Origin of the sequence: Bradyrhizobium sp. AZCC 1610 (assembly GCF_036924515.1) — a bacterium.
Lineage (GTDB): Bacteria > Pseudomonadota > Alphaproteobacteria > Rhizobiales > Xanthobacteraceae > Bradyrhizobium.
This window is the reverse complement of the sequence record NZ_JAZHRR010000001.1, coordinates 6,546,683-6,569,261: the sequence shown is the minus strand read 5'-3', so window position 1 is coordinate 6,569,261 and position 22,579 is coordinate 6,546,683. Positions and strand designations below refer to the sequence as shown.

Here is a 22,579-nt window from a genome sequence, read left to right as displayed (position 1 = left end):
AGCTCCGACCCTACCGATCGAAGATGAGGCAGGTGGTTGTTCCGTGCGCAAGAAGACGACCCTCGCTGTCGGTCAAACGCCCTTCAGCGGTACCGATGCGCTTACCACTGGTAATGACGATCCCCTCAGCTCTTATCGGGCCCGTCTCTGGCATCAGAGATCGCAAAAGTGAGATCTTGAATTCCAGTGTCGTTGAGCTTAAGCCCGTTCCAATCGTAGTAAGAACTGCGAGTCCCATGCAGGTATCGAGCAATGTTGCTGCGAAGCCTCCATGCACGGTTCCCGCAGGATTGAGATGATCTGCCGAGGGGGCAGCGGTTACGATAACCCGTCCTGCCGTCGCTTCAACGATATCGTAGCCTAGCGTTCGGGCCATGGTGTTTAGTGGCAATGCGCCGGTAACGAGCCGTTGCACGAACTCAAGCCCACCCAAGGCGCGTCGCTCGTCAGCAGACACAACTCCGTAACGTCTTTCTATTGAAACATCCGGCGACATATGGTCCTCCAATTCGCTTTGACCGTTCGATCTGACCTCAGCCTAACGCGAGACTAGTTTCGTTGTCAGCCAATCTATCTAAAAGTGGACGGCCTCTTTGCCGATGTGGCCGGACAATTTGTGCGGCTGCCAAACTTTGAGCGTGGTTCTCCAATCGCTCGGAGCTGAAAATCGCTTCCCGAATAACCTTCGGATTGTCCCAAGGCGATTCCGGCATCCTGCGTCCGAACTTGCTTAGAGAGAGCACCATTCAATACCTCTCGACGTCATTACCGGCCATTCGATCAGCCAGATAATCCTCGATCGTTAGCGACGGCTATTATCCACTGGCTCCGCCGACTCTAACGACGCTCAAAGTCAGGGAGACCAGCTGTGCGCTCGTTTGTGCATAAATCTCAATAATGCTTCCGTAACCTGTAGTTTGACCACAGAGGTAAGGACGGTTCTTTCGACCAATCACCCCTCACCTTATCGTTGCGCGTCACTCAGCGACGATCTGAAGATCCATCTCGCAAGAACGTTAGACAAACGAATTCTATTGTTACTTAAATGCACTTTTGCGGATGCATCAGAACTGGCATCGAGTTTGCTAGAACCCTCTCCCGCGATTCTCTCAGTACGGAGTGTCGTTAACTGCGCAGACCGATTGATTGCCGACCAAACGACGGTCGGCGCACAGGCTCGCTCCTTGAGCAACAGCTCGGGATAGCTGTGAGCTGGGAGTCATAAGCCCAGAGAAAAGTCGGATTGATCTGAGTTTAATGAAGGCCAGACAGTTGCCGGAGTTTGCGTCGGGGTCGCGACACGGCTGCGCGACCGCGAAGTTGCCAAGCGCCTGCACGCTGAAACCAGCGCGGAGGCAGCGCATGTCATCCTGACTGCAGAGTCCTGGCGCGGACACGACCCGCCACCGGATTGAAGGCACACGGTCTGATCGTCGCCGCGAATGCCGCCGTTGACTTTCCGCAGCGAATGCCTAAGTCTAGGCTCATCATGTGGAGCTTTGCGACATTTCGTCGAGGCCTGTGTCACGCAGGCGAATTGATCGCGGGCATTTAGCCCCGAGCTCAGCGGCGCCTTCGTATCCCGAGCTCGGGGCATCACACTAAGCTGACTGAAGCGCGTCGCCACTTTGGTGGTCGGCCGCCCAATAGTCGTTGGCGCATTCATCAAAAGCTTGTTCACCCGCGTCAGGCCGAACAGCCTGCCGGCGCGTGCGCTATGAACAGCAAATCGGACGAAACGCTCTCCAAAAAGAAGGACGGACGAGCAGCTGCGTCAAACAAACATTTGGCTCATTCGCGTAAGGGGCGACGGCCAGAGCGATGCGACGGGAGAGACCGCGCGGAAACTCCAGAGGCCGCGAGCCAATCATGCAAGCCAGCTCCACTGGGGCGGACAACGATGACGATCCGGGTCCGACGGTCGCCTGGACGGCAGATTTCGAACAGGAATAGGAGATGATCATGATAATCCATCACAAGGCGATAACTATTAGCGGTGAGATCAAGTCCGCGCATAACGCTCACGGCCAAGGATTACGAGGGAATCTCGCGACTCGCGCGAGCGGCAGCGACCAGGATGCCGGATCTAGTGTCAGTCCTTACCGAGGAGCTTGAGCGGGCGCACGTTCTTGCGGATGGCCTTCCAGAGCAGACCGCGTGCATGGGTAGCGAAGTCGAGTTCCGGGATGACACGACAGGAAAGGTCCAGACCGTGATTCTCGTCTATCCGGGCGATGCGGACATTTCGCAGGCAAGGATATCTGTTCTCACCCCCGTCGGGGCCGCGCTGATCGGCCTCAGCGCCGAAGAGTCTATCACTTGGGAAACACGGACGGGAGAAATTCGGCAATTGACCGTCCTTAAGGTCCGCGAGCCCCAGTTTGCCTGAGGCTCGCGGGAACGCTGTCGGGGTCGAAGTCCTCTATGATATCAAGAAGGTCTTTCCCGGCGAGGGACCGTGTGTCGATACGGAGTATCTGTGTTGACGCCAATCGGCGCGGCGCGTGTCAGCTTGTCGGAAGCCGCCACAATCGAGTGAGCACACGTGCGAGGGATAGGAGGAGTTTTACGGTGCGCCGGGTGCGCCGTCGAACTTTAAAAAACGGACCAGTGTCCAAGGATCAGAAATGAAAGAGTAGACAAGCATGTCGGCGCCAATTGTGTTCACGGGCCTTAGCCTCTCTCAAGAAGAAGCTATGACGCTACTCGCAGCCGAAGTCCGGCCTCCGGTGAAGCGAGGCGATCTCGATCAATTGAGCGATGGGACAGTCGCTGCGATCATCGATGGAGAACTCAGTGGAGGTTCCGTCGTCCCGCTTGATGAGATCCGTCGAGCTCTGCGTCGCGGGGTAAAGATCAGCGGCGCCGCAAGCGTCGGCGCTTTGCGCGCGTACGAAGCACGCGAGGACGGTATGGTGGGGCTTGGATGGGTATACCAGGCCTACTGCACCGGGCGTATTAGGGGCATCGATGAGATCGCGGCCATATACGATCCCGTTTCCTATCGCTCCCTCACGATCCCTTTAGTGAATGTTCGCTTCTGCCTGGAGCGTCTGACTACCCTGCGTGGCATCAGCGCGGAAGAGGCCCACCACGCCATGGTTTCATTGAAGCAATTGAGCATCGGAAAGCGTGATCGCCGAACTATAGTACTTCGCCTTTCTGCGCTATTGGGTCGAGACCGAGTAAGGAAGATGTTAAGGCTGGTCAGGCCTGCAGGGGACGACGTGAAGAAAAGCGACGCATACGAGTTGCTGCGCATCTTAGCCAAAGGTTCGAACAACTAGGCCACAATACCTATCGCGGTGAGCTGCAAAGAATGAGAATTGATTCCATGGTCGCGACGGTCTTGGCAAGCGCGCGGCGTGAGGGCAATTTCGTACTCTGTCATTCTCTGACCGACATGCGGTCTCCTGGACCCTGATCAGCGGCACTGTTCCCACACTGCCGATGCACTGATCACTCGCTCGCATGGAACCAGCGAACCTTCTGCCGCCGGTTGTTTGCCACTTGTAGTGCTCGTTTGATCCACCATATCAAAATAGCAAAATTGAAGTGCTCCTTGAGTGTCTTTATCTCGCATCTTGTACGAAATTAGTGCATGTCGGATGTGCGAAGCCGAGCTTCCGCACGGCGCCCGACCGATTTTGCGCGCTTCAAAAAGCGCACGACTCTTGATCATCAGTCAGGCGCCAGGCAGCAGGGTCCATGAGACGGGTATCCCGTGGAACGACGCAAGCGGCGATCGCCTGAGGGATTGGATGGATTTGAACCGCTCGATCTTTTACGACCAGAGAAAAATTGCGATCCTTCCCATTGGCTTTTGTTACCCCGGCGCGGCCGCGAACGGCGGTGATAGGCCGCCTCGTCCGGAATGCGCTCCCCTCTGGCACGGGCGCGTACTTGATCACCTGCCAAATCTTCAGTTGACACTGTTAGTCGGTCAATATTCCCAAAAGCGTTATCTGGGATCAGGTCGGAAGAGCTCGATGACGGAGACGGTAAAGGCATTTCCTGAATATGGGCCGAAGTTCTTCCCGCTTCCACATCCAAGTTGGCGAAGCGGAATCTGGATGCAAAGAGAACCATGGTTTGAACAGAAGGTTATACCTCAGCTGCGACGGGCTGTACGGCGCGTAATCGAGGATTGAGGCAGTCAAGTTGGCAGTCTGCGCTGAAATCGGGCCTGGACTCGAAGGTCGGTTCTTCGTTGATCCTTGATATCGCGGTTATGAGTTTCTCTGCTTCTGTTCACAACGAGGTAACAATGCTCGCTTACATTTTTTTGGCACGCACCCTACGTCGATATTGATGTATCCGAGTATGAGAAGGCGCTGCTACGTTTCCACGAAGATCTGATGGCAGATCCGCCTGCGGGACTCGAGGCGTCCGCGACCTATCAAATCTCCGAAGTGCCTTGGTTAAGCGGCCTTCCAGGTTATGAAGATTGGTGCTTCATGACGTCATCGGCCGCTTTGGATACGCTGAACAATGCAGCGGTCAGACCGGAGCGCTGGAATGTGCATGCTGCAGTTTCCTGCAAAACAGATTTCGGGCATGGTGGTCTTTACTACCACTTGCACGGGGCCGAGAAGCCAATTGCCGGCTCGCGGGTAACTTGGTTGAAGCGGCCTCGAGGTATACGATATGAACAAACTTTACGCGACATTGTCGGTGAGTCGAAAGGCTTCTTGAGCTGCTGGCGAAAGCAAATGGTCCTAGGTCCCGGTGACGAGTTTGTCATCATTGGAAATTCTTCGCTTGAAGTTCCGGTGCCGCAAGGCTGGCAAACCAATGTTGTGAAAAGAAGATTATTAGGTCCGCTACGTGACGGGTGATCTTTATACTAGGACATGGACGACTGGCTGCAAGCGCTGAAAGGTCGCCCGTGCCGTCTTGCTGCAGCGCGTTTGATGTCCTTTGTGACTACCTGCTCGGATCGCCTTTGTTCGCCTCGCGGGTGCGGAAGTAGTCCTCGGTGGTCTTGGTCGGTGGACGCGGCACCGCATGAGGATCGAAGCTTTCATTGACGACCGCCTCAACGCGGCAGTCTTCACACATCTTTACGACATCAATGCGCCGGGCATTAGCACCGGTAAACATCCAGTGCTTTTCCTCGAGTGTGGCGACGACGCGTTCGATTGTGCTTTTCGTGCCGAACGGCTTGCCACATCCGATGCAATGGAAGGGATCCTCTTCCTTCAACACCCGCTGCCGCGCGTTCCACGCGTGGAAATCGAGCCGCGATTGCAGCGTAATGGCGCCTTCAGGACACGTCTCTTCGCACAGCCCGCACTGTACACAGATGCTTTCAGTGAAGCGCAGCATTGCGCGGTCTGGATTGTCCGACAGCGCGCCCGTCGGACAAGCGTTCACGCAGGAGTGACAGAGCGTGCAACTATCGGCATTCAACAACACGCCACCGAATGGCGCCCCGGGCGCAAGCGCCACGACATCGACGGGCGCTGGCGCAGCGAGGTGCAGTTCGCGAAAAGCGGTTTCGAGCAAGCCGCGCTTGGCGCCGCGCGGAACGAATGTCGCGGGTTTCCGGGTTGCAACGCCAGCCGGCGCTGTGTCCAGCATGGCACGGAGCTGATCAGGGTCGTCGGTCTCGATGACGCGCACCAGCCCATCGCCGAAGCCGAGCGCTGCGACGATGGTTTCCGACGTCTCAACAACCCGTCGCAGGCCGAGAAGATCGTGACTGGCTTTTGCACGCGTCAGCAACGCGGCACCGGCTGCGCCGTAAGCGAACAGCGCAGCAATCGCCTCGGGTCCAACCTGCGTGACTTCGTTGACCTCGACCGGGAGCACATTTGCCGGCAGACCGTCGCCGAACCGCGCCAACGCGTCGATGAGCGGCGCGCCATGGTCGCCGTCATGAAACAGCACGACCGCATTGGTACCGCCAGCCTTGCGATAGACCTGCACAAGCGTGCGTAACCGTCGCATCAGCACATCCGCGGCCGGCAGCGCATAGGATGCGGCTCCGGTCGGGCAGGCCGCGGCGCAGGAGCCGCAGCCTGCGCAGATGGCAGGGTCGATTGCCACCGCGTTGCCGTTCGGCGTGATCGCGCCAGTCGGACAAAGGTCAAGACAACGCGTGCAGCCGATGATTCCCGAGCGCGAATGGGCACAGAGCGATTCGTCGAACTGGATAAAGCGCGGCTTGTCGAACGTGCCGACCAGATGCCCGGCGTCCGCGATCATTTTTTCGACTGCGGCGCGGTCGCGGGGATCGGCGCATAAATAGCCGGGCCGCAATTCATGTGCGGGAAATAGCGGCTGGCCGCCGCTGATATCCAGCACGATATCGCAGGTCGAGACCGCGCCATTGCGCGGGACTCCGAACTCCAGCCGGCGGCGCGACGAAGGCGCGGGAAATGCATAATCGTCGATCGTGAGTTCAAACTGGCCGAGATGCCCACGAGCATTGCGCACGCTGCCCTTCAGGACCGGAAACCCGTTTGAGTGGCGAGGGGTCACGTCGCCAGGCTTGGTCAGAAGCACCGTGATGTCGAGACGGTCGGTAAGTCGGCGACCGACCTCGATCGCTGCCTCGTCGCGGCCATAGATCAGGGCGACGCCGCGGCTCTCGAGCGTCACCAGCGCCATGGGCGGCGCATCCTCGCCTGCTGCCGCGATCAGCGCTGCGGCATTTGGGCCAGCCACGGCCGCATCCTTCGACCATCCCGCGGTTTCTCGAATGTTGACGAATGTGAGCGCTGAGGAGGGGACCAGATCTTCCGCTACCTCCCGGAACAAGGGTGCTTCCTGGATACAGGCGACGGTAATAGGTACGCCATCGGCGAGTGCCGCCTTGAACCGGTCGATTTCGAGCCCGCAGAGCTGGTTGGCCTGGGTAATCCGCCCTGAACAGGCGCGACCTATCGCCCGCGCGTCAAGCTGCATGGATTCCTCGCAGGTGCAGATCATCAGATGAGGTGCGGTATCACCCATCATTTCTCACCCATCACCTCGTACGGCGACGCTCATCCTCACAGTCGCATGGCCAGACTTCCGCGCTTAGATGAAGCCGAAACTGGGAGACGTCGTCGGTGCGCCTAATATCGACTTCAGCTGAACATGCGAACGCGTAAGCCGACATCGAAGAGCATCCACCGTATGACCACGGCTGATTTTGACAAACGATAAAAGTCGTCAATTGATATCAAATTTATTGATAGAACGGCGTCATCCCGCACCCGACCGAAAACCGCAGGCGCTTTATCTTGCTTTACGCAGTGTCCGTCTTACTTGTTGGAGGCATCATTTCAAGAGGTGGCGTTCATGAGAGCTTTTATTGCAGCGGTAGTTTGCACGGCGGCGATCGGGGTCGGAGCGTCCTACCTGCTCCAACTGCAACAGGAGACTGTCGCGGTTGCGTTTTCATCGACTAGCGCGCACGTCGGAGATCCCGGACACAATCTGGTCGGGATGAATTAAGAAGGGGCGAGCATGGCAGACAGCTCGTAAGCATTCGAATGGAGCGTGATCTCAAGGGCTTTAAAGCCCGTGGAGATCGGAATGATGATCTGAAAGCGGCTTAACACCAGAAGGGAAGGCTTAAATGCCGGACATCGTATCTCAGTCGCACACAAAAGGGCTTGCGCAGAAGCGCAGAGACTTATCACCTAACACTGAGGCGGCTTTTCAAAGCTTCAGCCAGGCAGTCTTCGCCGACGGCGCGCTACCTACCAAGGTTAAGCAGATCATCGCCGTCGCGGTGGCACATGTAACCCAATGCCCTTACTGCATTAAGGGACATACGAAGGCGGCGTTACGGCACGGCGCCTCGCAAGAAGAGCTGATGGAGGCGATCTGGGTCGCAGCCGAAATGCGAGCAGGAGGGGCTTACGCTCATTCTGTTCTCGCGATTGAGGAAATGGAAAAAGCTGCGACGGCAAAGAATGAGTGAGGCGACGACACGTTGCCGTGGACCTCAGACCTCTCGTCACCGACGAATACCTGGCAGTCCATGTGGCGCTGTGTGGAACTGAGCCTATCGTCCGCAGCCGATGCTGCGGAATACCGATGGCCGCCGCTCTGGTCTCAGCGAGCCAGTCCAGCGTCATCAAACTCCATTGGTTGACATTCGGGGATGCAAGCGTAAAGCCAGGGATGCAAGCGTAAAGCGGTCTTTCTCATCTTGGCCGTCCCGCCCGAGAAGAAGCTGCGCACGAAACCGCAATTGATCAGGCTTTCGACCGAGCATTTGGAGGCAGTCGCGTGAACGTGATAGCACCACTCGTGCGGATTCCCATTGGCGTCATTGTCGAACGATGCAAGGCCAATTCGCCATGGTCTGAATTTACCTGGCGCCCGACCGGCGTGCTTGGCGGCTTCCCGGACGCGGATCCGTGGACGCGGCTTTCAGGCGAAGAAGAAACCGTGACCTTTTACGCCGGTGTGGCGGAGATCGAGCTTTATCGCACCGAAACGGAAAACTACCGCGACAATCTCGTCTCGGCCGCTCCCTCGGTGTGGATCGCACTGCTATCAACCGCAGGCGATCCCCCGTATAGGATTGCCGCCGTCACGGCGGACCCAGCAGAAGCGGAGGCTTTGACGGAGCCGGGCCAAGGAATTGTTGAAGCCGTGCCGATGCCCACCTCGGTGCGTGATACCATTGCCTCGTTTATCTCCGAACACCATGTCGAGCGGACCTTCGAGAAGCGTAAGCGCAATCGTGCGGATCCGGAAGCGCTGGCGCGGCGTGGCCCGCAATACAGGAGCGGCGATGAGCAATGACACGGATTTTCTCGCGCGATGGTCCCGTCGCAAGCATCACGCGGCGACAGACAAAATCAGGCAATCGAAATCGGAGAGTACCTCTGATGACATTGTCTCCGGAACTTCGGCTGCTCTCGCGCAGGGAGAAAGTAGACTGCAATTCGACCCTGCGAGTTTGCCTACAATCGAATCCGTCGGTGCCGAAACTAATATCAGCGCCTTCCTCGAAGCCGGAGTGCCTGGCGATCTGGCGCGTGCGGCGCTTCGCCGCGTGTGGTCGTTAGACCCTGCGATCCGCGACTTTGTCGGTCTTTCGGAGAACTCCTGGGACTTCAACGCGCCTGGTGCGATGGCGGGCTTCGGATCAATCGATGGGGAGGAAGTCGGGCGGCTTTTGACGCGGCTGTTAGGGGAACCGGACACAATAGCCGCTGCGGTGCATCCGCGTGTCATATCGCCGCTGGCAGAAGACTCTCAGAAGCCAGCAGGCGAATTCGATCCGGTCGAGAATCAAGCAACTAACGCGGAATCGGGGGCGCGCGGTCAGCAATTGGACGTCGATGAGATCGACATCGGCGGTGACGTGGCGCAACAGGGCAGAGCCACTGCTCCGCAATCTGAACTCACGCCGCCAGAATGTCTTTCGCTAGCTTTGCGCCATCGTCACGGCGGCGCTTTGCCCCAACTCCCTTCGAGAAAAACGGCGGACAATAGCGAGTGAGTTCCCGCTCCTTGGGCATAGAAAACAAGACGAGATAGCCGATCGGCGCGGCAATCACCTCAACTGAAAGTCTTGGTGGATGCGACGCGGAGACCTCGCGAGCATTTGCAGGATTCGCGCTCAAGCCCTGCCGTTGAGTCGAACCGGCTGCCCGAATTGACGAAATGCACTGAGCAGGCTGGATACGGGAACCGCGCTGATCTGAGCGCCGCGGTTGGTCCGCTGCACGCACCAAGCTCCAGTAGGGCGATCTCAAAGAAATACTTCTAGTCAGTGCCTAGATGATTGCCAGCAAGAGAACTGCACTCAATCCTCAACAAAATTCAATTGTCTCATCTATGCCTTGATGAGACGCTCGCGAGGTCCTGTCGGCGCGTGGTCCATCAGGCGCGGAATGTTACACAGACGGCAACAGGACGGGCGCACAATCTGCGCACTTGGTGAGAGGCAAACGGGATGACCGTGCTTACCCATACCGGGGCGCTAAAAAAGAAAGCTGAAAACGGCGACCGGAGACCTCAGGAAGCTGTTCGGGCGATTGGTGGTGTTCTCGATGCGCCTCAGCTTCCCGCGTCGAGGTTGTCTAATGTTCCGGCGCGTCCGCTGTCGGTTGAAGCCGTGATGGATCTCGCGGGCGAGATATTGTGGCCGGAGTCTGGCCATGAGCAGCCCCTCGAGATCGACGGCGTCGATGCGCACCGCGCCCAAGAATATTCACTTCTCGCCATGCTGCTTAGCCGTTCGCCAGATGCAACCACGCTCAAACGAATCGTTAAGCTCCGTGGTGATGCGACCCCGCTTGGCCTCGCGCATTTAGCTCTTGCGCAGGCAGCCGCTACTGCGAGTGCGGAAAGGGTCGCGCGGGAGTACTTCACCCTTTTCATTGGAGTTGGACGCGGCGAGTTGCTTCCCTACGGATCATACTATCTCACCGGCTTTCTCAACGAGCGGCCGCTGGCGCGATTGCGTGAAGACCTTCGCGCGCACGGTATTGAACGAGCCGAAGGTCAGGTGGAACCGGAGGATCACGCTGCTACTCTTTGCGAGATCATGGCCGGGATGGCCAGTGGTCAATTCCCGATACCCGACATAATGCAGCGGCGGTTTTTCGAGAAACATCTCGTCCCTTGGATTGGTCGTTTCTTCGTTGATTTGGAGCGAGCTGAGGCCGCCGAATTTTATCGTCCGGTCGGATCGCTCGGCCGGCTCTTCGTGGAGACCGAGACAGAAGCGTTCATGCTACCCCCAAGGGCCGAAGCGCGTAACCACCGGGAGGAGACGTGATGCATACGGTAGACAAGACATCGCTCGGACGCCGTCAGTTCCTTCATGCACTAGGCGCAGGAGCGGCGCTCGCCGCCGCGTCTCCGCTAGCTCTGGAGGCGAAAGCCGATAGCGAGAACAACGATGAAAAGCGCAAGTCTCGCTACAAGGAAACCGACCATGTGAAAGCCTACTACCGCGTCAACCGTTATCCGAGCTGAAGGAGGCGACTGTGCTGATCAAGAGAACTGAACGCGAGAAGCAGCGCGGCTCGTTCGCTGCCTTCGCCAATGGCTCGAACAAGCATCTCGATCGTCGTGCGTTCTTGCGCCGTTCGGGCCTTGTCGCAAGCGGCCTAGCCGCCCTGGGAACCATGCCGCTCACGAGCGTGCGAAAGGCGAAGGCCGGCCCGCCGGCCGCGCCGGGCGCTGCGGTCACCATCCACAAGAACATCTGCACGCATTGCGCCGTTGGCTGCACGGTTACTGCGGAAGTATCCAATGGCGTATGGATCGGCCAGGAGCCGAGTTGGGACAGCCCGATCAATAGGGGCTCGCATTGCGCCAAGGGAGCTTCGGTGCGTGAGCTGGTGCACAGCGAGCGCCGGCTAAAGTATCCGATGAAACTCGTCAATGGTGAGTGGACTCGCATCAAATGGGATCAGGCCATTGATGAGATCGGCAATAAGATGCTGGAGATCCGTCAAAAGTCTGGGCCGGAATCGCTCTATTGGATGGGATCGGCGAAATTCTCCAACGAGGGCGCTTATCTCTTTCGCAAAATTGCGGCGTTCTGGGGCACCAACAACAACGACCACCAGGCGCGTATCTGTCATTCGACCACCGTCACCGGTGTAGCCAACACCTGGGGTTACGGAGCGATGACCAACAGCTTCAATGACGTTCGCAACTCCAAAACCATGGTTTTCATGGGCTGCAATCCGGCCGAGGCACACCCAGTCTCGCTGCAGCACATGCTTGAAGGAAAGGAGCTCAACAGGGCGAACTTCATCGTCATCGATCCCCGGCTGACGCGCACCGCCGCCCATGCGAACGAGTATGTCCGCATCCGTCCCGGCACCGACATTCCGGTGCTGATGGGAATGATGTGGCACATCTTCAAGAATGGCTGGGAGGACAAGGAGTTTATCAAGCAGCGCGTCCACGGTTTCGAAGAGGCGCGCAAGGAAATCGACAAGTGGAATCCGGAAGAGGTTGAGCGCGTCAGCGGGGTTCCCGGCGCGCAGCTCGAGCGCGTCGCCAAATTGTTCGCGACCGAGAAGCCCTCGACCCTGCTCTGGTCCATGGGCCAGACCCATCACACGGTCGGCACCGCGAACGTTCGCGCCAGCTGCATGTTGTTGTTGGCGACGGGTAACGTCGGCAAGCCGGGGACCGGCGCCAACATCATCCGCGGTCATGACAATGTGCAGGGCGCGACCGACATTGGCGTCGATACCGTGACGACGCCGTTCTATTACGGGCTCAGCGAAGGTGCATGGAAACATTGGGGTCGTGTTTGGGAGGTCGACTACGATTATCTGGTCTCCCGATTCGATTCCAAAAAGATGATGGAAACTGCGGGCATTCCCCTGACGCGCTGGTTCGATGCCGTTCTTCTGCCCAGGGATCAGGTTGATCAGAAGGACAACGTGCGAGGCATGTTCGTACAAGGACACGCGAGCAACAGCATCACGCGTATCCCGGAATCAATGAAGGCGTTGCCGCAGCTTGATCTGCTGGTCGTCGCCGATCCGCATCCCACCACCTGGGCCTCGCTCGCCGTGGCGGCCGGGCGCAAGGACAACATGTACCTGCTGCCGATTTGCACGCAGTTCGAAACCTCCGGCTCGCGCGTTGCGTCCAATCGCTCGCTGCAGTGGGGCGAACCGATCGTCAAGCCAACCTTCGAGTCCAAGGACGATTATCAAGTTCTGTACTTGATAGCGAAGAAGCTCGGCTTCGCCGACCAAATGTTCAAGAACATCAAGGTTGAAGGTGACCGGCCGGTCCCCGAGGACGTCCTGCGTGAAATGAATCGGGGAAGCTGGAGCACAGGCTACACCGGCCAGTCGCCGGAGCGGCTGAAGGCACACATGAGGAACCAGCACAAGTTCGATCTGGTGACGCTGCGCGCGCCTAAGGACGATCCGGAGGTCGGTGGCGACTTCTACGGTCTGCCCTGGCCATGCTGGGGCACGCCGGAGCTCAGGCATCCCGGCTCCCCCATCCTCTACAACAGCGACGCTGCTGTCATGGACGGTGGAAATGGATTCCGTGCGCGCTTTGGAGTGGAGCGCAACGGCCAGACGCTGCTGGCCGAAGGTTCATATTTGCCGGGTTCGGAAATCAAGGACGGCTATCCTGAATTCACGATGGGTGTTTTCAAAAAACTGGGCTGGGACAAGGATCTTACGGCCGCAGAACTCGCGACTATCGAGAAAGTCGCAGGCAACTCTGGCAATATTGACACGGTGTCGTGGTCGACCGATCTTTCCGGCGGTATCCAGCGCGTCGCGATGAAGCACGGTTGTTCGCCCTACGGCAACGGAAAGGCGCGGACGGTTGCCTGGAATTTGCCTGACCCGATCCCGGTGCACCGCGAGCCGATTTATTCGCCGCGCGTCGATCTGATCGCGCAATATCCGACGTTGCCCGACGCGAAGCAGTTCAGACTGCCGAATATCGGCTTCTCGGTACAAAAGAGCGCTGTCGACAGAGGCATTGCCAGGGCGTTCCCGCTGATCGTGTCATCGGGTCGCCTTGTCGAGTACGAAGGCGGCGGCGAGGAGACCCGCTCTAACAGGTGGCTTGCTGAGTTGCAGCAGGACATGTTCATCGAGATCAGTCCGGCGGATGCGGCCGAGCGCGGAATCAAGGATGGCGGTTGGGTCTGGGTCACAGGAGCTGAGAACAGCGCCAAGGCGAAAATGAAAGCGCTCGTGACCGAACGTGTCGGAAAAGGCGTGACCTGGATGCCCTTCCATTTTGGTGGCTGGTTCGCCGGCGAGGATCTGCGGTCCAGATATCCACAGGGCTCCGATCCGATAGTGCTGGGCGAAAGCGCCAACACGATCATGACTTACGGCTACGACCCGGCAACCGGCATGCAGGAGCCCAAGGTCAGTCTGTGTCAGATCAGTGCGGCATAAGGAGGCGATACGATGGCTCGTATGAAATTCCTCTGCGACGCCGACCGTTGCATCGAGTGCAACGCTTGCGTCACCGCCTGCAAGAACGAGCACGACGTCCCATGGGGGATCAACCGTCGTCGCGTCGTAACCATCAATGACGGCAAGCCGGGCGAGAGATCGGTCTCGATGGCCTGCATGCATTGCACGGATGCACCGTGCCAGGCGGTGTGCCCGGTGAACTGCTTTATCACCACTGCCGACGGCGTCGTGCTGCACTCTAAGGATCTTTGCATCGGCTGTGGCTATTGCTTCTATGCCTGCCCGTTCGGCGCGCCGCAATATCCCCGCGTCGGAAACTTCGGCTCGCGCGGAAAGATGGACAAGTGCACCTACTGCGCCGGAGGTCCGGAAGCGGATGGCTCAAAGGAAGAGTATGCGAAATACGGCGCCAACCGGCTGGCCGAAGGCAAGCTGCCGCTATGCGCGGAGATGTGCTCGACCAAATCGCTGCTCGCCGGTGACGGCGAGATCATCGCGCAGATCTACAAGGAACGCGTGATGAAACGCGGCTACGGATCTGGAGCCTGGGGCTGGAAGACTGCGTATCAAGAGACCATCGCAACTTAGTACGAGCCCGCGGCCGTCAAGGCTCGACTACGCTCGAAACGAGTCTCACAGGGGTTCGAGAAGAGCCTCACCAGGAGGATACGGCATGATAATTGTTATCGCCAAATTCCGCGTCATCGTCGGGGCGCTGGCGTTCCTCGTAATGGCGCTAGGTGTACAGCCAGCGAGTGCTCAGCAGCCTACGATGGTCAACCCCCAGGCGAGCGCCGTGAAGGAAGGTCAGCTCTTCGATGAGCTGAATCGCATCTCCGGTCGCTGCACTGTACCCGATCAGAAAGCCTGCACGATCGAGCAGCCCGCCGGCCGTGATTGGCGACATTTCCACCAGGTAACGCTCCGTTGGATCGGTGGCCTCGTCATCATCGGTACCTTGGCCGTGCTCATGGTCTTCTATCTCTGGCGCGGAATGGTAAAAATCGAAAGTGGACGGTCAGGACGCGCCATCGTGCGTTTCAACGGCTTCGAACGGTTCGTGCATTGGATGACAGCGACTTGTTTCATCATTCTTGCTCTTTCTGGGCTCAACATAACCTTCGGCAAGCCTCTACTGTTGCCTCTTATCGGTCCCGAGTCGTTTACAGCCTGGTCGCAATTGGCAAAATATGCCCATAACTATCTGAGCTTCCCATTCACGATCGGTGTGTTTTTGATATTTCTCATATGGATCGCGGGAAATATCCCCAATCGGGTCGATGTGGAATGGCTGAAGAGGGGCGGCGGCATCGTCGGTCATGATCATCCGCCGGCGTACCGGTTCAACGCCGGGCAGAAGATGATCTATTGGATTGTCGTTCTCGGCGGCACCGCTGTTGCGGTTAGTGGCTATGTGTTGATGTTCCCCTTCTATGGCACGGATATCGGCAGCATGCAGGTCGCTCAGATCGCACATGCTATCGTCGCGGTGCTGTTCGTCGCTGCCATGATCGGACACATCTATATCGGTACCGTAGGTATGGAAGGTGCGTTCGAAGCCATGGGGACCGGAACTGTCGATCTTAATTGGGCCAAGGAACATCATAATCTGTGGCTTGAAGAGGAGCAGGCGCGAACCGGGCCGAACGAGACGCAGCGGCAGCCGGCGATCACCCCAGCGGAATAACTTCGTTCGCGGCGAGAAGGTGGGGTTGATCGGGCCGCCGTTGGGGGTGGGCGCCCAGCGTAAGGCCGGCGGTTACCACGGCCGTCGACTACTCAGGCTAGAACCACGAGGACATCGACGCAACGGGCTGGGACGTTTGCAGGTCCGCCTGAATCAGCTGTAGCGTCCATTTCAAGGCTGAGGAATATCGCAGTTGCTACTACTTCTGCCGCAGCGGTTCAGTTAATCGGCTGCCTACGATCATTTCTTCGGAGTGGCGTGCTCTTTACGATCATTGGGGTGGGGTTGCATTCCGGGCGGCGAATCCCCCTGGGGGCTCGATGCGGGCGTACCGCCGGACGTCGTATCAATCGGCCCGGGATGACCTTGTGGCTGAGGTTGGGTGGGTGCTGCTGTGGTCGGACTACTAGCGGCTGAGTTAGCAGCTGGATTGTTGGTAGGATCCGAATTGGGAGACGCGGTTTGTGCAAGCGCGGCACCTCCAATTAGCGCAGTGCCGAGCACCAATATCAAAGTTACGCGCATATCGTTTCCTCCCTCTCGCCCTTCATTATGATAACCGTTGCGACAGCCTGACGTTCCACGCCTCGTACCTCTCTGGCCGTGGTTGCTTGACTAATGCTGGAAACGCCTTTGGTGAGTTTGATTGAGCTGTAGCCCAGCACGCGTGCGGAAGTGGTGCAGTCGCGGCTCAGCCGCGGCCCTTCCAAACGTTCAAGGGTACCGAGATTGAAATGGTGGTGAGGGAACTTGAAAGTAAAATTGTCACGCCTGGCCGGATCCGGAGCGGTCGGTGCTTACGAGTGCGGTCTGCGCGATCTCCCTCTCCATCGAGAGCTCGGCCTGAAGGCTTTCGTGATCTCTAAAGATCGAGGCTATTGCCAGCGTGCGTCCGTTGCGCTTGAATCGTAAAACGCAATCCTTGCCAGCGATGTCACCTTCAATTGCAATTTTATCCCAATGTTCTGCATGGCCGACATAATTGATCGGAACGTCGTAATGCTGATTCCAAAAGACAGGAACAGTGTCAAATTTCTCGCGATGTCCCATCATGTTAAGTGCCGCGGTTTGTCCTTGACGCTCCGCCACAATCCAGTGTTCGACTCGAATGCTTCGGCCAGAATGCGGATCAGGCCAACGCGCGATGTCACCGGCGGCAAATACACCCTTCGCGTTCGTTTCCATACAGGCATTCACGACCACGCCCCGCTGGACGGCAATGCCCGCTTTTGCAGCAAGATCAATTCGGGGACGGACACCGATAGCGGCAACTACGAAGTCTCCTTCGAGGATGCCACCGCCCTTTAGGGTCATTTGATTTCCTGTGATTGACAGGGCCGTTTCATTGAGGTGGAAAATGACACCGTGTTCTTCATGAAGTGATTGTACAAATTTTCCCATTTCCTGACCGAGGATGCGTTCCAAGGGCCGCTTTTCCGGCGCCACCACATGAACCTCGATACCGCGGCTACGCAAAGCAGCCGCAACTTCAAGCCCGATAAAGCTTGCACCAAGTATGATTGCCCTGCGCGCCGTTTGTGCGCGTGCGATGATGGCGCGACAATCGGCAAGCGAGCGAAGAGAATGAACGTGTCCCTGGTCGCCCCCCGGGATCCAGAGACGAACCGGCTCAGTCCCGGTGGCAAGCAGCAATCGATCATACCGAATATTCTGTCCGTCGGAGAGCGCGACTTCGCGCGAACCCGGATCAAGGCGGACAACCTCCGTCGCGACCCGCAGGTCGATGGCATTATCTGAATAAAACGATTCCGGCCGGAGCGGCACCCGTTCCTCGGAGGCGTTGCCGGCGAGATACTCCTTTGACAGAGCAGGGCGGTCCACGGGCGCGGCAACGTCGCTACTCAACATCACGATACTGCCTGCAAAGTCTTCTCGCCGCAGCATTTCAGCGGCGGCAAAGCCAGCTGCACCCCCTCCAACAATTACAATTCGCTTGGGCGTGTCGCAAGTGGACTTCCCGACCTTGATGGCTTTGGCCTTGTTACGCTTGCCCCGAACGAATACGCGGTTGTTCCGTAGCTCAACTACCCAACATGACAACGGATCAAAGGCGGGCGCCCGAAGAGCCTCACCCGACCTCAAGTCAAAACAAGCATGATGCCACGGACATCGTATCGTTTGGCCAACTACTAGCCCCGCAACCAGTGGACCATGGTAATGAGTGCAGTGAGCTCCGACCGCAAAAAAGTCGTTGCCGATCCGAACTAACAAGACCGCTTTTTCGCCCACGCGGCCGAGCAGCTTGGCTCCGTCAGCAAGTGCGTCTTGCGCAATACCGAGGGTAAGATCAGGACTACGGGGATCGCGACGACGCTGCATCTCTCCCTTTCGACGATGCGGGGGCGCATTGGTGGGCAGATTACATCGCCTCAAACTAACTCCGCGTAGCCCTACGGCAACGTATGCACGTGAACATCTCGTGACGAATGTCTCTTCAAGACGTCTACTGCGCGATCCTCGGCCTTAACGTCCCGGGTTCGCACCCATAGCAGCAGACCCCCATGATCGATTTGCGTCTGCAGATACTGCGCGTGGTTGTCGCCCAGCCACTTAGCTAGGAGCGCACCGACGATGCCTCCGGTCGCGCCGACTAATGCTCCCACGACGACGGCAACAACGATTGCCCCGCCCGAAATAAGGACCGTTCCGGCCGCAGCCGTTGCCCCTGCATACACAAGACCGCTCACTATGCCACCTTGAGCGTCCCCGATGGCCTCAGGCGAGACATATGCCGTTCGCGGAACAACGGGATCATCCGCCACAACGCGCAAGCTCGCAGAGCCACTGCCGAGCTTTTCATTCACCACTTCTTGACTGGCGAGTAAGCTCAGTTCGGCCCGATGGAAGCCGGAACTCAGGAGCTCGTCTATTGCAGCCTGAAGATCGTTCTCGCTGGCAAAGACGCCAACTGCTTCGCGTACGGTGTCTGGCTGATCGTCCATGTCAATTCTTTCATTAATACTCAGCAGGGGAAATGGCGCACCCATCTCCTTCATCCCGGCGTCCATCATGGCGTATTCTGTTTGCCATCTGCGTCGAATTGTTTCAGGTAAGCGATCACGTCTGATATTTCCTGACTTTTCGTCAGGCCGGAAAAGATCATCTTTGTGCCAGGTACAATCTTGGCCGGCGCGCGAAGATAAGCGGATAACGTCCGCTCGTCCCACACCAAACCAGAGTTCTTGTTTGCTGAGGAGTAGCTATAGTTTGGATACTGACCGGCTGGCCGGCCAACGACGCCGTTTAGCGCCGGTGCGATTCCATTTTGAGCGTTAGGGCCGATTTGATGACAGGCCATGCATTTCTTAAAGACCAGAGCCCCGGCATCAGGGCTCCCCGCAGGGATGGCAGCATCCTGGCCTCGAGCTGAGCCGACCGCGATAAGCATTAGCGTAAGCACTAGCATCGAGATTTGGTTCAATCTTTTCTTCCTGGGCAGAGCTCGCGGCTAACCATTGATGCGCTTGTTTTGATGACGAGGGGAAGCTCGTACTACCTGGTTGTCGAAGCCGCGACTTGAGCATCAGTTTTCTTGTCCCCGTTGGTCAATGCTACCCTCTCATCGAGCAACAGCGCAGACAAACGAATTTCATTGACATTTGTCCTTATTGATTATGCTATGAAAACATGGACATCGAGCTCGCCAGGACTTTTATAGAGATCGTTTCCACCGGGAGCTTCATCAAAGCCGCCGACCGTTTGCATGTCGCACAAACGACGGTTAGCGCACGGGTGCGTCTCCTTGAGCAGCAGCTCGGACGACCGCTTTTCGTTCGCAATAAAGCCGGCGCGAGCCTCACTCCAGCGGGTGAACAATTCCTTCGTTACGCTCCGACATTCGTACAACTGTGGCAGCGCGCAAAACAGCAGGTCGCGGTGCCTGAAGGACACCGCGCAGTTTTGACGGTTGGAAGCGAGGTCAGCTTGTGGCAGCCGCTTCTGCTCGAGTGGGTCAGGATGATGCGGCGCTCGCATCCGGACATAGCGCTTCGCGTACATGTCGACGTTCCTCAAGATCTAATCACGCACGTAGCGGCCGGACTCGTGGATATCGCGATCATGTACGCGCCCCACCATCGACCTGGTTTAGAGATAGACTTGCTGATTGAGGAAGAGCTCGTGCTGGTAACAACCGACCTCAAGACGTATCGCGCAAATGATCCAAAATACGTTCACGTCGAATGGGGACCGGAGTTTTCCCTTCATCATGCGGTAAGTTTTCCGGACACAACCCCGAGCTTGGTGGCCAATCTTGGTCCGCTGGCGCTCAATTATGTTCTGTCGGAGGGGGGGTCTGGTTACTTCCGAATGCATGCGGTTCAGTCCCATCTGGCATCAGGAAAACTCCATCTGGTCCCGGGCGCGCCTCATTTCTCTTTCCCGGTCTATGCCACGCACTCGGCGAACGTAGATGCCGGTACATTGGGTGCAGCGCTCACCGTGTTGCGCGCTGTCGCAAAGGTAGAAGTAGAATAATCGACGGCAAGCCTTGACGGCCAACCTTCAAAGCTCGTCGATAAAGGACGGCGTCATCTGTGCGATCGTTGCGCAGTCGAGAGACATTCGTATCGTGACTCCACAATGCGCCACCCATTTTCTTCATTCGTCAGGAGAGTGTCCCGTCGAAATTTGTGGCCGGCGCGTTAGCCATTCGGCGATCGGTGCGGCTCTCAGCCATTAGTCTTATTCAGAGCCGCGCCTTTATGCATCGCGATGTGGTCGGCCTTATCGCTCTGGATTTCATACTGCGGTTCATCCTTGCTGGCGCGGTGCATATGTCCTTTGTAGTTAACATCCTTGAGGTGGACCCTGATAATCGTGCCGCTCACGTATCCTGCTTCCGAATTCCACGTCACATGATTGCCAACTGCGAACCGCTTTTCCATGAAGTACTCTCCGTACGGTTTTAGGTGTGAGATTCGCAACGCGCCGGATTCCGTAGAGTTCCAGGCTCCCTAACGCCGCGCCACACAGAACGCGTCCAAAATAGCTCGGGGCGCACTTCGGGCCGCCCGTTATCAACCACGCAGCATGAAGTGTGTTATTAAATCTCAACTAAATTCGTTTGTCTGAAGTATGCGCTAGGCTCACGATGCTAGCGGCCGACGATGTGCTTGCAGCAGGGCGTTGGCGTAATTGTCAAGACAACTCGTCACTGCATGACCACCCCGCGGCGTGCACAAGCCCGGCACAGATCTGATCACTAGCCGGATGTTGGGCTGCTTGCGCACAGCGTGCTGACCCGACAGGAGTTTCTCTGCATGGCCGTTCGATAGCGGCCCCTGAAGGAGGAAACATGGTGGAAAAAAGAGCCAAGTCCAGTGGTCCGGACCTTACGCAAGGCATCGCGCTGAGCGTGTTCACGAGCGAGACCCTACTTGGGCATGTCGGCGATCAGGATGTTCTGCTGGTACGCTTCGGCCCGGAGATCTTCGCCGTCGACGCGCATTGCAGTCACTATCACGGACCGCTCGCCGAAGGGCTCGTGGTCGGCGACGGCATCCGCTGCCCCTGGCACCACGCCTGTTTTGATTTGCGCACCGGGGAAGCAACCCGCGCACCGGCGCTCACCCCGCTCGCGGTCTGGCAGATCGAGTACGAGGGCGATTACATCTTCGTTCGGCAAAAGCGCGAACAGCCGAAGCCGCGTGGCAAGAGACCCGTTGATGCGCCCGGCAAGATCGTGATCGTCGGCGGCGGAGCAGCGGGATTCGCTGCGGCGGAGATGTTGAGGCGGCAGGAGTTTCGCGGCAGCATTGTCTTGCTGAGCAACGATACCGTGTCGCCAGTCGATCGGCCGAACCTGTCAAAGGAATATCTCGCTGGCACCGCGCCGGAAGAATGGTTGCCGTTGGGTCTAGGTAGCTTCTACGCTGAAGCCGGTATCGATCTGCGGCTCAACACAGAGGTCCTCTCGATCGACACCAAGGCACGCAACGTCGTCATCGCAGGTGGCGGCGATATCCCCTTCGACCGCTTACTGCTGGCGACAGGTGCGGAGCCGGTGAAGTTGCCGATCCCGGGCGCGGACCAGCCGCACTTCCACACGCTGCGCTCGCTTGGGGATTGTCGGGCGATCATCTGGTCTCTGAACGGCGCACGCCGCGCTCTCGTGATCGGTGCCAGCTTCATCGGCCTCGAGGCCGCGGCGGCATTGCGTGCACGAGACATCGAAGTCCACGTCGTCGCGCCGGAGCAACGGCCGATGGAGCGCGTGCTTGGCCCCGATATGGGAGAATTCGTACGCGCGCTGCACGAAGAGCAGGGCGTTATCTTTCATCTCGGTGATACCGTGGCCGAGATCGATGGCAAACGCGTGATACTGAAAAGCGGTGGCGTGTTGGAGACCGACGTTGTGGTCGTCGGCGTCGGCGTGCGTCCGCGGCTCGGCCTCGCCGAACGGGCTCGTCTATCGCTGGAGCGCGGAGTTACCGTGAATGCCTATCTTGAAACCAGCGTCGCCGGGATCTATGCGGCGGGTGATATCGCGCGCTGGCCCGATCCGCATTCAGGCGAAAATATCCGGGTCGAGCATTGGGTGGTGGCGGAGCGTCAGGGACAAACCGCCGCTCGGAACATGCTGGGACAGCGTGAGGCGTTCGATGCGGTGCCATTTTTTTGGAGTAAGCATTACGACGTAAGGATCAACTACGTCGGTCACGCGGAGACGTGGGATGAGATTGCTCTCGACAGTAGCATCGCGGCCAGGGACTGCCTGCTGAAGTACAAAAGCAAGGGTCGCGTGCTTGCGGTCGCCTCGATCTACCGCGACCTTGCCAGCCTGCAGGCCGAACTAGCCATGGAGCGAAACGCGATGCGGTGATGTCGCCTGACTGTTGTCGCGGCGTGTCCGCGCTATGACGCCGCGTTTCAGAATCGTTCCGAGCAGTTCAGCATGAGGAGTGTGCGCAGATGTCGCTCTCTACTGCCAATTCGCGGGTTCGCGTCCGCACAACCTTGGAGTGAAGCCCTTCCAAACGCA

At 58.0% G+C, this 22,579-nt stretch carries 20 protein-coding genes and 1 pseudogene; 15 read left to right on the top strand and 6 right to left on the bottom strand.

Going from position 1 to position 22,579, the window contains the following annotated elements; translation table 11 throughout:
- Nucleotides 1-10: 10 nt before the first annotated feature.
- Nucleotides 11-496 (bottom strand): PaaI family thioesterase, encoded by a 486-nt coding sequence (locus V1279_RS32245; RefSeq protein ID WP_334444414.1) that lies wholly within the window; start codon nt 494-496, stop codon nt 11-13.
- Nucleotides 497-1,996: 1,500 nt separating this feature from the next.
- On the opposite strand from V1279_RS32245, the gene rnk reads away from it, so the two are divergent.
- The 4 genes from rnk (at nt 1,997) to V1279_RS32225 (ending at nt 4,838) form a co-directional block, all read left to right on the top strand.
- Nucleotides 1,997-2,389, top strand: a complete 393-nt coding sequence (gene rnk / locus V1279_RS32240) for a nucleoside diphosphate kinase regulator (protein ID WP_334444412.1) — start codon at nt 1,997-1,999, stop codon at nt 2,387-2,389.
- Nucleotides 2,390-2,645: 256 nt separating this feature from the next.
- Complete coding sequence (locus V1279_RS32235) at nt 2,646-3,287, top strand: TfuA-like protein (RefSeq protein ID WP_334444410.1); 642 nt, start codon at nt 2,646-2,648, stop codon at nt 3,285-3,287.
- Between the two features lie 321 nt (nt 3,288-3,608).
- The gene (locus V1279_RS32230) at nt 3,609-4,151 is read left to right on the top strand and encodes a uracil-DNA glycosylase family protein (protein WP_334444408.1); all 543 of its coding nucleotides are present in this window, start codon (nt 3,609-3,611) and stop codon (nt 4,149-4,151) included.
- 207 nt (nt 4,152-4,358) lie between these two features.
- Nucleotides 4,359-4,838, top strand: a complete 480-nt coding sequence (locus V1279_RS32225) for a hypothetical protein (RefSeq protein WP_334444406.1) — start codon at nt 4,359-4,361, stop codon at nt 4,836-4,838.
- Nucleotides 4,839-4,926: 88 nt separating this feature from the next.
- Here the strand turns inward: V1279_RS32225 and V1279_RS32220 are convergent, their stop codons facing one another.
- The gene (locus V1279_RS32220; protein ID WP_442894844.1) at nt 4,927-6,960 is read right to left on the bottom strand and encodes a 4Fe-4S binding protein; all 2,034 of its coding nucleotides are present in this window, start codon (nt 6,958-6,960) and stop codon (nt 4,927-4,929) included.
- Between the two features lie 610 nt (nt 6,961-7,570).
- Here V1279_RS32220 and V1279_RS32215 point away from each other — a divergent pair.
- The 8 genes from V1279_RS32215 (at nt 7,571) to V1279_RS32180 (ending at nt 15,576) form a co-directional block, all read left to right on the top strand.
- The gene (locus V1279_RS32215; protein ID WP_334444404.1) at nt 7,571-7,918 is read left to right on the top strand and encodes a carboxymuconolactone decarboxylase family protein; all 348 of its coding nucleotides are present in this window, start codon (nt 7,571-7,573) and stop codon (nt 7,916-7,918) included.
- Nucleotides 7,919-8,229: 311 nt separating this feature from the next.
- Nucleotides 8,230-8,751, top strand: coding sequence for a DUF3305 domain-containing protein (locus V1279_RS32210; RefSeq protein ID WP_334444402.1), 522 nt, complete (start codon nt 8,230-8,232; stop codon nt 8,749-8,751).
- Nucleotides 8,741-9,454: a DUF3306 domain-containing protein gene (locus tag V1279_RS32205; protein ID WP_334444400.1), complete on the top strand. Its 714-nt coding sequence runs from the start codon at nt 8,741-8,743 to the stop codon at nt 9,452-9,454. The genes V1279_RS32210 and V1279_RS32205 overlap by 11 nt, the downstream gene beginning before the upstream one ends.
- A gap of 456 nt (nt 9,455-9,910) precedes the next feature.
- Nucleotides 9,911-10,738 carry a TorD/DmsD family molecular chaperone gene (locus tag V1279_RS32200; protein ID WP_442894843.1) on the top strand — a complete coding sequence of 276 codons (828 nt, stop codon included), beginning with the start codon at nt 9,911-9,913 and terminating at the stop codon, nt 10,736-10,738.
- A complete protein-coding gene (locus V1279_RS32195; protein WP_334444398.1) occupies nt 10,738-10,938 on the top strand; it encodes a twin-arginine translocation signal domain-containing protein in 201 nt (66 codons plus the stop codon). The genes V1279_RS32200 and V1279_RS32195 overlap by 1 nt, the downstream gene beginning before the upstream one ends.
- An 11-nt stretch (nt 10,939-10,949) precedes the next feature.
- Nucleotides 10,950-13,868, top strand: a complete 2,919-nt coding sequence (locus V1279_RS32190) for a formate dehydrogenase subunit alpha (RefSeq protein ID WP_334444396.1) — start codon at nt 10,950-10,952, stop codon at nt 13,866-13,868.
- Between the two features lie 12 nt (nt 13,869-13,880).
- Entirely contained in the window at nt 13,881-14,477 is a 597-nt protein-coding gene (gene fdh3B, locus V1279_RS32185) for a formate dehydrogenase FDH3 subunit beta (protein ID WP_334444394.1), read from the top strand.
- Between the two features lie 85 nt (nt 14,478-14,562).
- On the top strand, nt 14,563-15,576 hold the full coding sequence (locus tag V1279_RS32180) for a formate dehydrogenase subunit gamma (RefSeq protein ID WP_334444392.1): 1,014 nt from the start codon (nt 14,563-14,565) through the stop codon (nt 15,574-15,576).
- A 765-nt stretch (nt 15,577-16,341) separates the two neighbouring features.
- Here V1279_RS32180 and V1279_RS32175 read toward each other — a convergent pair.
- The 3 genes from V1279_RS32175 to V1279_RS32165 all read right to left on the bottom strand — a co-directional run bounded on the left by V1279_RS32175 (nt 16,342) and on the right by V1279_RS32165 (nt 19,018).
- Entirely contained in the window at nt 16,342-17,916 is a 1,575-nt protein-coding gene (locus V1279_RS32175; protein WP_334444390.1) for an FAD-dependent oxidoreductase, read from the bottom strand.
- A 71-nt stretch (nt 17,917-17,987) separates the two neighbouring features.
- Complete coding sequence (locus V1279_RS32170; RefSeq protein ID WP_334444388.1) at nt 17,988-18,608, bottom strand: hypothetical protein; 621 nt, start codon at nt 18,606-18,608, stop codon at nt 17,988-17,990.
- The gene (locus V1279_RS32165; RefSeq protein WP_334444386.1) at nt 18,605-19,018 is read right to left on the bottom strand and encodes a cytochrome c family protein; all 414 of its coding nucleotides are present in this window, start codon (nt 19,016-19,018) and stop codon (nt 18,605-18,607) included. The genes V1279_RS32170 and V1279_RS32165 overlap by 4 nt, the downstream gene beginning before the upstream one ends.
- A 206-nt stretch (nt 19,019-19,224) precedes the next feature.
- Between V1279_RS32165 and V1279_RS32160 the strand changes: the two genes are divergently transcribed.
- The gene (locus V1279_RS32160) at nt 19,225-20,073 is read left to right on the top strand and encodes a LysR family transcriptional regulator (protein ID WP_334444384.1); all 849 of its coding nucleotides are present in this window, start codon (nt 19,225-19,227) and stop codon (nt 20,071-20,073) included.
- Nucleotides 20,074-20,267: 194 nt separating this feature from the next.
- Here the strand turns inward: V1279_RS32160 and V1279_RS32155 are convergent, their stop codons facing one another.
- On the bottom strand, nt 20,268-20,483 hold the full coding sequence (locus V1279_RS32155; protein ID WP_334444382.1) for a DUF2945 domain-containing protein: 216 nt from the start codon (nt 20,481-20,483) through the stop codon (nt 20,268-20,270).
- A gap of 234 nt (nt 20,484-20,717) precedes the next feature.
- On the opposite strand from V1279_RS32155, the pseudogene V1279_RS38035 reads away from it, so the two are divergent.
- Nucleotides 20,718-20,873: pseudogene (locus V1279_RS38035) on the top strand (GTP cyclohydrolase I); the annotation flags it as partial.
- A gap of 20 nt (nt 20,874-20,893) precedes the next feature.
- Nucleotides 20,894-22,420 carry an FAD-dependent oxidoreductase gene (locus V1279_RS32150; protein WP_334444380.1) on the top strand — a complete coding sequence of 509 codons (1,527 nt, stop codon included), beginning with the start codon at nt 20,894-20,896 and terminating at the stop codon, nt 22,418-22,420.
- Nucleotides 22,421-22,579: the final 159 nt, after the last annotated feature.

Excerpts from the sequence above, each read along its gene's own strand:
- V1279_RS32220 (WP_442894844.1), bottom strand. The coding sequence starts at position 6,960 with ATGGGTGATACCGCACCTCATCTGATGATCTGCACCTGCGAGGAATCC.
- V1279_RS32230 (WP_334444408.1), top strand. The coding sequence starts at position 3,609 with ATGTGCGAAGCCGAGCTTCCGCACGGCGCCCGACCGATTTTGCGCGCT.
- V1279_RS32155 (WP_334444382.1), bottom strand. The coding sequence starts at position 20,483 with ATGGAAAAGCGGTTCGCAGTTGGCAATCATGTGACGTGGAATTCGGAA.
- V1279_RS32170 (WP_334444388.1), bottom strand. The coding sequence starts at position 18,608 with ATGATGGACGCCGGGATGAAGGAGATGGGTGCGCCATTTCCCCTGCTG.
- V1279_RS32225 (WP_334444406.1), top strand. The coding sequence starts at position 4,359 with ATGGCAGATCCGCCTGCGGGACTCGAGGCGTCCGCGACCTATCAAATC.
- V1279_RS32205 (WP_334444400.1), top strand. The coding sequence starts at position 8,741 with ATGAGCAATGACACGGATTTTCTCGCGCGATGGTCCCGTCGCAAGCAT.
- V1279_RS32235 (WP_334444410.1), top strand. The coding sequence starts at position 2,646 with ATGTCGGCGCCAATTGTGTTCACGGGCCTTAGCCTCTCTCAAGAAGAA.
- V1279_RS32160 (WP_334444384.1), top strand. The coding sequence starts at position 19,225 with ATGGACATCGAGCTCGCCAGGACTTTTATAGAGATCGTTTCCACCGGG.
- V1279_RS32200 (WP_442894843.1), top strand. The coding sequence starts at position 9,911 with ATGACCGTGCTTACCCATACCGGGGCGCTAAAAAAGAAAGCTGAAAAC.
- V1279_RS32175 (WP_334444390.1), bottom strand. The coding sequence starts at position 17,916 with ATGCAGCGTCGTCGCGATCCCCGTAGTCCTGATCTTACCCTCGGTATT.
- V1279_RS32215 (WP_334444404.1), top strand. The coding sequence starts at position 7,571 with ATGCCGGACATCGTATCTCAGTCGCACACAAAAGGGCTTGCGCAGAAG.
- V1279_RS32150 (WP_334444380.1), top strand. The coding sequence starts at position 20,894 with ATGGTGGAAAAAAGAGCCAAGTCCAGTGGTCCGGACCTTACGCAAGGC.
- V1279_RS32195 (WP_334444398.1), top strand. The coding sequence starts at position 10,738 with ATGCATACGGTAGACAAGACATCGCTCGGACGCCGTCAGTTCCTTCAT.
- fdh3B (WP_334444394.1), top strand. The coding sequence starts at position 13,881 with ATGGCTCGTATGAAATTCCTCTGCGACGCCGACCGTTGCATCGAGTGC.
- V1279_RS32245 (WP_334444414.1), bottom strand. The coding sequence starts at position 496 with ATGTCGCCGGATGTTTCAATAGAAAGACGTTACGGAGTTGTGTCTGCT.
- V1279_RS32180 (WP_334444392.1), top strand. The coding sequence starts at position 14,563 with ATGATAATTGTTATCGCCAAATTCCGCGTCATCGTCGGGGCGCTGGCG.